Raw genomic sequence first — 11,725 nt, 5'->3', positions numbered from 1 at the left:
CGGATCCACGTCTACTGCCAGTTTTGTCGTCGTTTTACAAGGCAACGCGGCCATATTTGGCGGGTAGCTCGACGATACCGTAAAGACTCAAGGCTGCCAATTGAAACAGATATGGAAATTTTTTTCAAAATTCACAAAGAGCCTGTGCCGCATGACATCGGGCCTTCCTCGCGCACACCACCACCACTCGGGTAGCACCAGCAGGCCCGGCATCAGGCGGGAGAACGTCCCAATAATCGTATGAAACAAATGTTTTATTACTCGCCCGACAGGGGCTTAGCCAGGCTCTGACGGAAATAGGCCCAGTCGAAGGCCGGCCCCGGATCGCTCTTGCGCAACGGCGCCACATGGGCATGGCCGGTGATACGCGCCGGGGTCAGCTGCGGATACCCGGCCAGCAAGGCCCGGGTGGCCGACACCAGGCAGCGGTATTGGGCCGCGGTATAGGGCGTGACTTCATCGCCTTCCAGTTCGATGCCGACCGAAAAGTCGTTCAGGGCGCGACGCCAGCGCTGCCCATCCCGCCAGCAGGAGCGTCCGGCATGCCAGGCGCGCGCCGAGAAGGGCACGAACTGCACGCATTCACCATCGCGGCGAATCAGCAAGTGCGCCGAGACACGCAGATGGTGAATGGCGGCGAAATACGCATGCGCCTGCGGATCCAGGCGATTGGTGAACAACGCCTCGACGGCATCGCCAGTGAAGACGCCCGGCGGCAAGCTGATGGAGTGCAATACCAGCAGCGAGACTTCATCCCGCGGACGCGCATCCTGATTGGGCGACACGACAGGCCGCGCCTGTTGCCACCATCCATGGTCAATCGACATGCATTCCCCCTGACGTCAGTGCATGGCTTTCCATTATACTGAAGACATGACGCCACACAGCACAGAGACGAGCCTCACCATGCACTATCAGGATGCCCTCGCTGAAGAGATCCGCGACAGCGCCGCCCGCCTTCTGGCCGAGGATGTCGGCCCTGGCGATATCACCGCCGAGCTGATCCCCGAAAAGCAGTGGGCACGGGCTCGGGTCATCACCCGCGAGGACACGGTCCTGTGTGGTGTCGCCTGGGTCGATGAGCTCTTCCGGCGCCTGGACCCGAGCATCATCCTGAACTGGCGAGCCGCCGATGGCGACCGTCTGGAAGCCGAGCAGGTCTTGCTCGAACTCGAGGGGCCGGCGCGCAGTCTGCTGACCGGCGAGCGTGCCGCCCTGAATCTGCTGCAGACACTCTCTGGCACCGCCACGCGCACTCGCCAGTATGTGGACCTGCTGGAGGGCACCGGTGTCCGGGTGCTGGATACGCGCAAGACGCTGCCGGGGCTGCGCCTGGCGCAGAAGTATGCCGTTTCCTGCGGCGGCGGCCACAACCACCGTATCGGGCTCTTTGATGCCTTTCTCATCAAGGAGAACCACATCGCTTCCTGCGGCAGCATTGCCGCGGCGGTACGGGAAGCACGCGACATCGCCCGTGACCTGCCGGTGGAAGTCGAGGTGGAAACCTTCGAGGAGCTCGACCAGGCCCTGGAAGCCGGTGCGGATGTCATCATGCTCGACAACTTCTCGCTGGACGACATGCGCGAGGCCGTGCGCCGCACGGCGGAACGCGCCACCCTCGAGGCCTCAGGCAATGTCGACGCCGCCCGGCTCAAGGAGATCGCCGCTACCGGCGTGCACTGCATCTCGAGTGGCGCCCTGACCAAGGACGTCAAGGCCATCGACCTATCCATGCGCTTTCTACCGCAGGATGGGGAGTGAGGTGTGAAGAGGGAAGAATGAAGAGGGATGAGTGAGGTGTGAGGTGTGAGGTGTGAGGTGTGAGGTGTGAGGTGTGAGGTGTGAGGTGTGAGGTATGAGGTATGAGGCGTGAAGGGTGAGGCGCTAGCGTGGCTCGCCCCTCGTTTCTCGTTTCTCGTTTCTCGTTTCTCGTTTCTCGTTTCTCGTTTCTCGCCACTCTGCGGTCAGGTTTCCACCGCGGCCAGTGACTTCTGCATAATCCTCCGCTGAAGCTGCTGGCCGCCGCGTTCGGCCCATTCCTCGCGTACCCGCTGCCAGCCACGGCGCTCCAGGCCATCGGCCAGCACCAGGCTGGCGGCAATGTCGATACGGCCATGCCCGTGCTCAAGCATCAAACGCTCGGCATGAATCAACAGGTTGGTGCCGATACCACGCCGTGCCAACGACGGCCAGACATACAGCGACTCGACACGGCCGGCCGCCACATCCAGCTCAAGGAAGCCCACGCAGCGACCCTCGCAGCAGGCTACCAGGGTGGTATACAAGGCCTGACGCGCCACCCAGGCACTCGCATCGCGCGGCAGCACAGCGGCCCAGGCTTCTCGCGCTTCACGTTCGTAATGCGCGGCAGCCCCCTGCATCACGGCGTGATAAAACACCTCGGCCTGATCCGCCCCGTCCGCTCCCCTGGCGAGGCGATAAAAAATGCGCGGCGTGCGGCCCCGCCCGGTTGACTCCCGGTCGGCTTGCGTGGCGTGTGGCGCGGTATCGGCATGACGCATACGGCACTTCCTGAGATGATGAAACCGCCGAAAGGCTACATAAACCCGAGACTCGGGCCAACCCCCGGACGCGACACAGGGCGACACTCAGCATGACTTCCCCTTGCCCCCCGGACCGCAGCGTCGAGCTGACGCCGATCGGTCACATAAGCAGTGACTTTCCCGACAAGTTCGGCATACCGCGTCAGCCGGGCCTGGCGGATGCAGCCCGAGCCACCCTGATTCTGACCCCGCCCTATGATGACCCCCTGACCGTGCGTGGTCTCGAGGCCTTCAGCCACCTGTGGCTCACCTTCCTCTTTCACCTGAGCCCCCAGCGCTGGACGCCACTGGTACGACCGCCACGCCTGGGCGGCAATGCCCGCATCGGCGTCTTCGCCAGCCGCAGCACCCACCGTCCCAACCGCCTGGGACAATCACTGGTGGAACTGGCTCACCTGGATACCACGGATGGCGTGTGCCTGCATCTGCGCGGTGCCGATCTGGTGGACGGCACCCCGGTGCTGGATATCAAGCCCTACCTGCCCTGGGCGGAATCTCGCCCGGCGGCACGCGCCGGCTTCGCGCCCGCGGCGCCCGACCTCCTGCCCGTGCGCTTCAACTCCAGCGCCCGGGCCGCCCTGGCGGCTCGGCCCGACGCCACCTCGCTGGGCGAGCTGATTCAGCAGGTGCTCGGCCAGGACCCCCGCCCCGCCTACCGACGCGGCGGCGAGGAGCGCACCTACGGCGTGCGCCTGCGCGACGTGGATGTGCGTTTTCGCGCCGTGACCAACGAGCAAGGCCTGACGCGGCTGGAGGTCGTCGAGATCGTGATGGTGTAGGAGACAGCAACGACGGAGAGCCCCGCGAACCAGGTCACTCGACCGTCCACTGCGATAGTCCGGGAGCAGACACGACGAAGGGCCCCGCAGGGCCCTTCTGCACGAACGTCTCGGTCGCCTCAGGAAAAATCGACGCCAATGCGCTTGCCGACTTCCTCGTAGGCTTCGATGACACCGCCCAGCCCCTGGCGGAAACGATCCTTATCGAGCTTTTCCCGGGTATTGGCATCCCACAGGCGGCAACCATCCGGCGAGAACTCGTCGCCCAGCACGATGCCGCCATGAAAGAGGCCGAACTCCAGTTTGTAGTCCACCAGCAGCAGATCGCCGGCAGCGAACAACTGCTTGAGCACGTCATTGACCCGATAGGTCAGCGACTTCATCTCGGCCAGCTGTTCGGCAGTCGCCCAGCCGAAGGTCTCGGCCAGAGCCTCGTTGACCATCGGGTCATGCAACGCATCGTTCTTGAGGAAGAGCTCGAAGGTCGGCGGTGCCAGGTCGCTGCCCTCTTCCACCCCGAGACGCTTGACCAGGCCACCGGCGGCGATATTGCGGATCACACACTCGACCGGCAGCATGTCCAGCTTCTTGACCACGCACTCGGTGTCGGACAACAGGCGCTCGTAATGCGTGGGGATGCCCGCTTCCTGCAGCTTCTCCATGATGAAGGCATTGAAGCGATTGTTGACCTTCCCCTTGCGCTCCAGTGATTCCATGCGCTCGCCGTCGAAAGCGCTGGTATCGTCACGAAAGTGCAGGATCAGACGATCGGGGTCGTCCGTGGTGTAGACCGACTTGGCCTTGCCGGCATAGAGTTCTTGCTGCTTGTCCATGGGAGCCTCCGGGGCACAAAGGAGAAATAACCAGAAGATGGCGCCGACGCCGCCGCTCGCGGCATCGCGCAGTGTCGTCGATTCAGCGGATCACCCGCCAGTCCAGGCCGGCTTCCTGGGCGGCCACCGTCAGCCGCGAGGCGTCGCCGTCGAGCAGCGGATCCAGCGCCTGCCGGGCCAGTTCGGGGCGATTGTTGTGCTCGGAAAGATGCGAACAGACGATGTGCTGCAGACGCTCCAGACCGAGCCTTTGCAGCAACCAGGCCGCCTGCTCATTGGCCAGGTGCCCCCAGCGCCCGGCGACACGCCGCTTGAGGCTGGGCGGATAGGGGCCGGTCTCGAGCAGGTGAACATCGTGATTGCACTCGAGCACCAGGGCATCGCAACCCTGGAAGGCTTCCACCACGTGGTGGCTGGGGTAACCGAGATCGGTCAACAGGCCGAGCCGACGATCACCGGCCGTCAGTCGAAACTGCACGGGCTCGCGCGCATCATGCGGCACCGTAACCGGGTCGATTTCGATCCCCTTGATATGTAGCGGCGACTGCGGCGTGATCCAGACACGCCGGGGCAACTCACCGGTGCGTCCGGCCATCCAGGTGCCGGGCGTCATGTAGACCGGCACGTCATGCTTTCTAGCCAGAGGGCCGACACCGCGCAGATGATCACCATGCTCATGGGTTACCAGCAGGGCATCGAGTTGGCGTGGATGCAAGCCCAGTCGTCCCAGGCGCCGCTCGACTTCCTTGAGACCGAAGCCACAATCGATCAGTAGATGCGTCTCGCCATCGCTGACCAGGGTGGCATTGCCCTTGCTGCCACTGCCCAGTGACGCAAAGCATAAGCGGCCCGCCTCCTCGAGCGGCACACCCATCAGCGCAGCAGGCCTCCCACGCGTTCCAGCAGTTCACGGGCGTCATTGTCCTGCAGATCACCATCGTCGGCGGCATGCGCCCTGACCAGGGTCTGTCCATCAGCCTGGCGACTCAGGGTCAGACGAACCCGTGTCATGTTCTCGCTGAAGTCCAGGGAGGCCATCGAGCTCCAGAAGCCTCGGCTGCGTTCACTGAGCAACAGATAATCCACCAGGAAGGTGTGCGACGCAATATCCTGCTCGACCAACTCACGGCGCCCTTGCATGGCGAAGTCGGACTCGAGCTGAGCACTCAGTTCGGCCCAGGCGCGCTGCAGGCCGAAGGGCACCATCAATTGCCACTCCCCGTCTTGCTGCTCGAGACGCGGCGGCTGCCTCTGCTGATTCATCTGGCCCTGAGTGGCAAGGCCCGATGCGGTCGCACTGGCCAGGTTGCTGCGCTGCTCGAAGCGCCGTTCGATGGCTTTCAGGCAGCCTTCTTCCGGCATGCCACCTCGTTCGCAACGCACTTCACTCTCGCCGGGTTGCAGACCCGAGCTGACCGCGATACGCCCCTGTGCTGTCTCGATCACGCCACGCTGCTGGTTGCGCGACAGCACCTGCAAGCCACGCGTGGCCACGAAGTCTTCCAGCTCCGACCAGACCACGCCGGGTGAGGCGCCCACTACCAGCCACCGCTGGTCACCGGCTTCACGCAGCGCCACCTCACCGGCAGACACGCCACTGCCGGCATTGAGTGGGCGCGGTGGCGGCGCATCGAAGTCCTCGCCCTGAGAGACGAAGTTACCGGGAACCTCGGGGACCGGCATGCTATCGCGATAACGGCGCGTATTGCGCGTATCGGGCAGCACCAGGGGCTCGCTTTCCTCGGCCTTGGCATAGTCGACACTACGGTTATCGTAGTAGCCTTCTCGAGCGCAACCCGCCAGTGCCAGAGCGGCGACCAGCGGCATCCATTTCAGCGCAGCGTTCATGCATCCACCTTGCGTCATGTCATCAAAGATGGCCGCGGCCACCACTCAGTCTTCTATCAGGCCTGCCAGCTGCAGGGCTTCGCTGACAGTGGAATGATATTTCTCGGAAAGCCAGGTCAACGGCAGGCGAATGCCGGGCTCGACCAGCCCCATGCGATTGAGGGCCCACTTGACCGGAATCGGGTTGGCCTCGATGCCCAGATAGGTATGCAACGGCATCAGACGCGTGTTGATCTGGTGGGCCTTGTCGGTCTCGCCGGCCACGGCGGCTGCGCACAGGTCATGCATGGCCCGGGGAGCCACATTGGCGGTCACCGAGATATCGCCATGCCCGCCCATCAGCATGAAGTCACAGGCCGTACCATCATCACCGGAGTAGAGCATGAAGTCGGAGCCCTTGAGACGCGCGATCAGATCCTCGGCACGTTCCAGGTTGCCCGTGGCATCCTTGAGGCCGACGATGTTGTCGACCTCCGCCAGGCGCAGCACGGTCTCGTTATAGATATCCGAGCAGGTGCGACCAGGCACATTGTAGAGAATGACCGGCAGATCACTGGTCTCGGCAATCGACTTGAAGTGCTGATAGAGCCCTTCCTGGGTCGGCTTGTTGTAGTAGGGCGCGACCGTCAGGCAATAGTCGGCGCCGACCTCCTTGGCATAGCGCGTCAGTTCGACCGCCTCGGTGGTGTTGTTCGAGCCGGTGCCGGCAATCACCGGCACCCGGCCGCCAACTTCCTGCACCACAGCGCGAATCACGTCAAAATGCTCGGCGAATGACATGGTCGTCGGCTCGCCCGTAGTGCCGGCCGCGACAATTCCATCCGTGCCATTGTCGAGATGAAAGTGAACCAGACGGCGCAGCGCCTCCCAGTCGATTTCACCACTCGCCTTCATCGGTGTCGCCAGCGCGACGATGCTACCCGTGATCATCTTCTATCATCCTCCCGGCCTGCCTGGTGATACGCGGGCTGGCGCCCGGTCGATGTCTTGCCGACAAATCCTAAATGGTACTCAGGCCGCCAGGGCCTGTACAGCAGCGACTTTACAGTTTGCTCCGGGTTGCGTGTAATCCTCCGCATCACTCGACACATTCCATCAGGAGACACCATGAGCATCAGCCTCGGTCACACCGTTCCCGATTTCACCGCCACCGCCACCGGCGGCACCGAATTGACCCTTTCGGCGCTGCGCGGCCAGCAGGTCGTGGTCTACTTCTACCCTCGTGCCAATACCCCTGGCTGCACCACCGAAGGCGGTGATTTTCGCGACCACAAGGCTTCCTTCGACGCCGCCAATACGGTGATCATCGGCGTTTCCCGGGACGGCATTCGCGCCCAGGAGAACTTCAAGGCCAAACAGGGATTCAACTTCGCGTTGATTTCCGACAAGGATGAGACTGTCTGTCAGCTGTTCGGTGTCATCAAACTCAAGAAACTCTATGGCAAGGAGCATCTGGGTATCGAGCGCAGCACCTTCCTGATCGACACCGAGGGCAAGCTGGCGCGCGAATGGCGAGGCGTCAAGGTCAAGGGCCATGTCGACGAAGTGCTCGAAGCGGCTCAGGCTCTGCACGTCGGCGAATGACCCACTCCCCTGCCCCGCCAGACTGCCCCGCTGGCGGGGTGGTCGAGCCCGCTTCAGGGCTCAACCGGCTGCTCCAGCGATGCATCTTCGCGATGCTGCTGAATGCCTCTCGGCCAGGCATAGACCAGTGCCTTGAGCAGGGTCGCCAGGGGAATGGCAAAGAAGATGCCCCAAAAGCCCCAGATGCCGCCGAAGAACAGCACGGCCAGAATGATCGACACCGGGTGAAGGTTGACCGCTTCGGAGAACAGTACCGGCACCAACACATTGCCATCCAGTGCCTGGATCACACCATAGGCCACCAGGACATAAGCAAACTGATCACTGATGCCGAAATGAAAGCCTGCTACTGCCGCCACGGGCAGCGTGGCCACCGCCGCCCCGATATAGGGCACCAGCACCGAGAGTCCGACCAGCACGGCCAGCAGGGCCGAATACGGCAGACCGAAGCAGATGAAGGTAAAGAAGGCGACACCGCCGACGATGATGATCTCGATGAACTTGCCACGCACATAATTGGCGATCTGGTCATCCATTTCCTCCCAGATGCGCGTCATCAACTTGCGGTTCTGCGGTAGAAGCGACACCGTAAAGCCCACCAGACGGTCGCGGTCCTTGAGCATGAAGAAGACCAGAATCGGCACCAGCACCAGATAGACGATCAACGACAGTACATTGCCAAGCGACGACAGCGACAATGACAGGGCCCGCTGGCCCAGCTGCGTCATTTCCCTGCCAGCCATGCCGATCCACGATTGAATCTGGTCGGGAGTCACCAGTTGTGGATATCGAGCCTGAAGGTCATCCAGCAGCGACTGCCCGCTGGCGAACATGCGTGGTGTTTCCTGCAACAGATTGACCAGCTGGTTCCAGATCAGCGGTAACAGGACCAGCGCCATCGCCAACAGCACGCCCAGAAACCCCAGGTAGACGATGAGCACCGCCAGCATCTGCGGCACACGGCGCCGTGTCAGGCCGTTCACCGCCCCCTGCAGCAGGAAGGCAATGACCAGGGCCGTCAGGAAGGGGGCCAGCATCTGTCCCAGCCATATGACCACGGCAAAGCCTAAGGCCAGCACCAGCAACAGAATGACGGCTTCCTCGTCGGAGAAGTAGCGCTCTACCCACCCACGGAACAGCGACTTCAGGGTCATCGGGCGTGCTCCCCCACTTTGCGGATCCAATAGTAATAGACGTCGCCACGCACCTCTCGGGCGGGCATCTGATGCAAGCTCTGCGCGATGAACGACTCGAAGTCTCGCCAGGAGCCTGCATCGGTGGCCCTGACTTCCAGCAGCGCACCCGCTTGCATCCCCGCCAGGGCCTGCTTGGCCTTGAGCAACGGTAATGGACAGGCAAGACCTCGTGCATCCAGCACATCATCAGCTTGCAGCGTCATAGTGTCTCCCGGGCGGTTGACTGAGGCATGTCAGGCGCTCGAACGCCATCCTCGACATGCCATGAGGATTTAAAGGCACTTTGACCACTGAATCAATGACGGCGACTGCTTCAATCGCCGTGATCGCGTTATATGGCCATGGCGCACTGGGGCTCACAAACAAGATCGCCAGAGCTGAAACAGCCCTGGCGATATCCGGCCGGCGCTATCAGGTGCGCCCCATCCTCCAACTACCCCGTAACCCTCGTGGCTGATGTGCTCCGGCTGGTCTGAACCATGTCACCACGCTCGCGCCAGAGGTCACGCAGTGCCGCCTCGATCTCCTTCAGAGACTCCTGCCCGCTCATCTCGCCATCATACGCATTGAGCCCCATAGCAGCGTGAACATTGGCGAAGGCACCCTGCATCTCGGCATAGGTAGCATCGAAACGCAGCGAAGCCAGAATGGCCTTCAACTGTTCACGCACCATTTCACGCTGCGAACCGAAACCCGCTTCATACTCGTTGCGAGCTTGCGCGAAAATACGTTGCGAGGTCTCGTGGTACTCCTCGGCGATCTCCACCTCATCCTGCAAGCTGGTGAAGCGCTTGTGGGCCACATAAACCTGCGTGGCGATGGACTGAGTCAGTGCCAGGGCTCGAGCATCAAGCAGCTTGCCCTGATACTCGACGGCCTGCTGGCGGGCAGGATACTGCGCCAGGCTCATCAGATCCCATGACACTCGAGCCCCCCAGCCCGTCCAGTTTTGGTTGACGAGAAAGTCGTTAGTGTCGAAGTTGGCGCCCAGATAGCCGCGAATGGAGGGCAACATTTCCAGAACAGTAGCCTTTTCCTCTTGCTTGTTGATCCGCAGGCGATAGGCCACCTCTCGCATTTCTGGCCGGTTGCGCAAGGCAGCTTCGGTCATGGCCTCGGGCGACAGGGTCGTAATCGGAGTCTGCAGCTCGGGATGCCGAGGCATCACCACCGAGAATTCCTGTCCCTGCGGGAGGTTCATCAACGCCGCCAGCTGATTCTTGGCGACAAAGAGGTCACGGCGCAGCTCCTTGGCGGTCTTGAGCGTATCCAGCATCTCACGCTGGTAGCGCAAAGCCTCCAATCGTCCGCCTTCCCCTTGCCGGACCTGCTGCCGCGCCGCCTCCAGTGCGTTCTGTGTTCTACGCTCCAACCGCTTCAGCTCGTCCAGATGGCGCTCGGCCGCAACGGTACGCCAGTAGGCGGTGCGCACGTCTTCCAGCAGGCGGTTGACCGTAGAGCGGCGCTGCTCTTCGGCAATGAAAAACTTGTCGCCGGCCTGCTTGGCCCGATAATAGGAAAGCCCAAAATCCAGAATGTCCCAGGTCAATTCAAGGCTTCCGGATGTGCTTCCCGGGTCTGCCGAAGTTGACGCCAGGGAATTTTCCAAGCTGCCTTCTTCAGTGATGGAGGTCGAAAAGGGATCATTATTCCGATCCGACCAGTTGGCCTTGGCCACCAGCTCGGGCAGCATGTCGACTTCTGCCTCCTCGAACTCGGCGTTGCGCAAGCGGCGATCCGCCACTTCCAGGCGATGGTCGAGGTTGTACTTCAGTGCCCGAGCTATTGCTTCATAAAGATCGATGCTTTGCGTCACCGGCACCTGCTCATCGGAGATCATCCGACTCTGCTTGTCAGCCGCAAATTCATCCATCTCAGCCTGGGTCAGTGGCTGGGGATTAATCGAACAACCGGAAACCACCAGTAGCATCATGCCCAGCGGTCCAAGCGCCAGACTCTGCCGTAATGGTTTCATCGACGTGTTCTTCTGCGCCATTCCACGATGACCAGCTAGCTTCATAGCATTCCCCTGGATACTGCATTCATGAGTCTCGATGCCTCGGCATTGCGGGCAAATACCAGTCGTTCCGTCTGGGCGGTAAAGGTGTGACCGATTACCTCGCTGGCACTCACACCGGACGCGTCCCCCTGACCATCGACTGACAGATCAAGCGAGATGAGTGTGCTATATCCATTCGCCATGCCAATCTCAAGCTGCGAATTGCCATACGCTTCATCAAGGGTCAAAAGCGCGATGCCATTGGCGTCAAACTCTGCCGAGACATCCGCGTTGCCCTGCACGTGAATCGCGTCTATACCCAGCAGGTTGCCGCTTGGCGTCATCGCGGAAGCCTGGACGACCCAGCCATTTTCACTCCGGAAGGCGACAAACCGCAGGCTTTCCCCACGTTCGGTAATCAACTCGTCACCCTGCTGCTGCCAGCCAGCATCAAACAAAGCCTTCAAGCGCTCATCAAAGTCGCTGGCCGCGAAGATCTGTCCACCGGATAGAGGCTCGAAGCCAACATTATCGACGGCGGCAAGCACGGCGCCGCGCGCCTCGACACTGGCGTCGTTGCCATACAGTGCCTGACTCTGTAGATCCGAGGTGCCACCCAGCGACTGAATCGCATCGACTGCCGTCATCAGCGGATGCCTGACACCCTGCCCCGTGTTGATATCCGACATCAGGCTGGCCGTGCTGGACAGATCATTCTGAGCACTGGCGACGTTGGCGACTATTGGATCGGCATAGATGCCAGGATCCCGGTCGAAAGGCCATTCCTCCAGCGGGTCACCACCCGGTTGGTCGGGTGGACGCGACGTCGAGATGTCCACCAGCGGCTCGATGGGCCCGAAGCTTACTGTTCGGGGTTCTCCCGCATCCTGGCCATCACTGGGGGTATAAATCAGGTCGGGCA

General features: G+C 61.8%; 13 protein-coding genes. 3 read left to right on the top strand and 10 right to left on the bottom strand.

Annotated elements, in window-relative coordinates; all coding sequences use genetic code 11:
* Nucleotides 1-257 precede the first annotated feature (257 nt).
* A complete protein-coding gene (gene ampD / locus HHA01_RS01125) occupies nucleotides 258-827 on the bottom strand; it encodes a 1,6-anhydro-N-acetylmuramyl-L-alanine amidase AmpD (protein WP_141317268.1) in 570 nt (189 codons plus the stop codon).
* A gap of 79 nt (nucleotides 828-906) precedes the next feature.
* Here ampD and nadC point away from each other — a divergent pair, with 79 nt between their 5' ends.
* Nucleotides 907-1,761 (top strand): carboxylating nicotinate-nucleotide diphosphorylase, encoded by an 855-nt coding sequence (gene nadC / locus HHA01_RS01120; protein ID WP_141317267.1) that lies wholly within the window; start codon nucleotides 907-909, stop codon nucleotides 1,759-1,761.
* A gap of 203 nt (nucleotides 1,762-1,964) precedes the next feature.
* On the opposite strand, the gene HHA01_RS01115 is transcribed toward nadC, so the two are convergent.
* Nucleotides 1,965-2,522, bottom strand: coding sequence for a GNAT family N-acetyltransferase (locus HHA01_RS01115; RefSeq protein WP_141317266.1), 558 nt, complete (start codon nucleotides 2,520-2,522; stop codon nucleotides 1,965-1,967).
* Nucleotides 2,523-2,614: 92 nt separating this feature from the next.
* On the opposite strand from HHA01_RS01115, the gene tsaA reads away from it, so the two are divergent.
* Nucleotides 2,615-3,343 carry a tRNA (N6-threonylcarbamoyladenosine(37)-N6)-methyltransferase TrmO gene (tsaA, locus tag HHA01_RS01110; protein WP_141317265.1) on the top strand — a complete coding sequence of 243 codons (729 nt, stop codon included), beginning with the start codon at nucleotides 2,615-2,617 and terminating at the stop codon, nucleotides 3,341-3,343.
* Nucleotides 3,344-3,462: 119 nt separating this feature from the next.
* Here tsaA and purC read toward each other — a convergent pair whose 3' ends face one another.
* From purC to dapA, 4 genes are all read right to left on the bottom strand, one after another.
* Nucleotides 3,463-4,176 (bottom strand): phosphoribosylaminoimidazolesuccinocarboxamide synthase, encoded by a 714-nt coding sequence (purC, locus tag HHA01_RS01105; RefSeq protein ID WP_141317264.1) that lies wholly within the window; start codon nucleotides 4,174-4,176, stop codon nucleotides 3,463-3,465.
* An 82-nt stretch (nucleotides 4,177-4,258) separates the two neighbouring features.
* Nucleotides 4,259-5,050 (bottom strand): MBL fold metallo-hydrolase, encoded by a 792-nt coding sequence (locus tag HHA01_RS01100; RefSeq protein WP_141317263.1) that lies wholly within the window; start codon nucleotides 5,048-5,050, stop codon nucleotides 4,259-4,261.
* Complete coding sequence (locus HHA01_RS01095) at nucleotides 5,050-6,024, bottom strand: outer membrane protein assembly factor BamC (protein WP_141317262.1); 975 nt, start codon at nucleotides 6,022-6,024, stop codon at nucleotides 5,050-5,052. The genes HHA01_RS01100 and HHA01_RS01095 overlap by 1 nt, the downstream gene beginning before the upstream one ends.
* 45 nt (nucleotides 6,025-6,069) lie before the next feature.
* Entirely contained in the window at nucleotides 6,070-6,954 is an 885-nt protein-coding gene (gene dapA, locus HHA01_RS01090; protein ID WP_141317261.1) for a 4-hydroxy-tetrahydrodipicolinate synthase, read from the bottom strand.
* 177 nt (nucleotides 6,955-7,131) lie between these two features.
* Here dapA and HHA01_RS01085 point away from each other — a divergent pair, with 177 nt between their 5' ends.
* Nucleotides 7,132-7,608 carry a peroxiredoxin gene (locus tag HHA01_RS01085; RefSeq protein ID WP_141317260.1) on the top strand — a complete coding sequence of 159 codons (477 nt, stop codon included), beginning with the start codon at nucleotides 7,132-7,134 and terminating at the stop codon, nucleotides 7,606-7,608.
* A 53-nt stretch (nucleotides 7,609-7,661) separates the two neighbouring features.
* On the opposite strand, the gene HHA01_RS01080 is transcribed toward HHA01_RS01085, so the two are convergent.
* The 4 genes from HHA01_RS01080 to HHA01_RS14725 form a co-directional block, all read right to left on the bottom strand.
* Nucleotides 7,662-8,762, bottom strand: a complete 1,101-nt coding sequence (locus HHA01_RS01080; RefSeq protein WP_141317259.1) for an AI-2E family transporter — start codon at nucleotides 8,760-8,762, stop codon at nucleotides 7,662-7,664.
* Nucleotides 8,759-9,007: a sulfurtransferase TusA family protein gene (locus HHA01_RS01075; protein WP_141317258.1), complete on the bottom strand. Its 249-nt coding sequence runs from the start codon at nucleotides 9,005-9,007 to the stop codon at nucleotides 8,759-8,761. The genes HHA01_RS01080 and HHA01_RS01075 overlap by 4 nt, the downstream gene beginning before the upstream one ends.
* 230 nt (nucleotides 9,008-9,237) lie before the next feature.
* Nucleotides 9,238-10,800 (bottom strand): TolC family protein, encoded by a 1,563-nt coding sequence (locus HHA01_RS01070; RefSeq protein ID WP_170214811.1) that lies wholly within the window; start codon nucleotides 10,798-10,800, stop codon nucleotides 9,238-9,240.
* 20 nt (nucleotides 10,801-10,820) lie between these two features.
* The coding region (locus tag HHA01_RS14725) for a hypothetical protein (protein WP_170214810.1) at nucleotides 10,821-11,725 on the bottom strand (905 nt) is incomplete at its 5' end.

Origin of the sequence: Halomonas halmophila (genome assembly GCF_006540005.1) — a bacterium.
Classification (GTDB): Bacteria; Pseudomonadota; Gammaproteobacteria; order Pseudomonadales; family Halomonadaceae; genus Halomonas; species Halomonas halmophila.
The sequence above is the reverse complement of the archived record's forward strand: the minus strand, read 5'-3'. Positions and strand labels throughout refer to the sequence as shown.

Bases quoted from the DNA above. Each gene is read 5' to 3' on its own strand.
- dapA (WP_141317261.1), bottom strand. From the start codon at position 6,954: ATGATCACGGGTAGCATCGTCGCGCTGGCGACACCGATGAAGGCGAGT.
- HHA01_RS01115 (WP_141317266.1), bottom strand. From the start codon at position 2,522: ATGCGTCATGCCGATACCGCGCCACACGCCACGCAAGCCGACCGGGAG.
- purC (WP_141317264.1), bottom strand. From the start codon at position 4,176: ATGGACAAGCAGCAAGAACTCTATGCCGGCAAGGCCAAGTCGGTCTAC.
- HHA01_RS01100 (WP_141317263.1), bottom strand. From the start codon at position 5,050: ATGGGTGTGCCGCTCGAGGAGGCGGGCCGCTTATGCTTTGCGTCACTG.
- HHA01_RS01095 (WP_141317262.1), bottom strand. From the start codon at position 6,024: ATGAACGCTGCGCTGAAATGGATGCCGCTGGTCGCCGCTCTGGCACTG.
- nadC (WP_141317267.1), top strand. From the start codon at position 907: ATGCACTATCAGGATGCCCTCGCTGAAGAGATCCGCGACAGCGCCGCC.
- HHA01_RS01070 (WP_170214811.1), bottom strand. From the start codon at position 10,800: ATGGCGCAGAAGAACACGTCGATGAAACCATTACGGCAGAGTCTGGCG.
- ampD (WP_141317268.1), bottom strand. From the start codon at position 827: ATGTCGATTGACCATGGATGGTGGCAACAGGCGCGGCCTGTCGTGTCG.
- tsaA (WP_141317265.1), top strand. From the start codon at position 2,615: ATGACTTCCCCTTGCCCCCCGGACCGCAGCGTCGAGCTGACGCCGATC.
- HHA01_RS01085 (WP_141317260.1), top strand. From the start codon at position 7,132: ATGAGCATCAGCCTCGGTCACACCGTTCCCGATTTCACCGCCACCGCC.
- HHA01_RS01080 (WP_141317259.1), bottom strand. From the start codon at position 8,762: ATGACCCTGAAGTCGCTGTTCCGTGGGTGGGTAGAGCGCTACTTCTCC.
- HHA01_RS01075 (WP_141317258.1), bottom strand. From the start codon at position 9,007: ATGACGCTGCAAGCTGATGATGTGCTGGATGCACGAGGTCTTGCCTGT.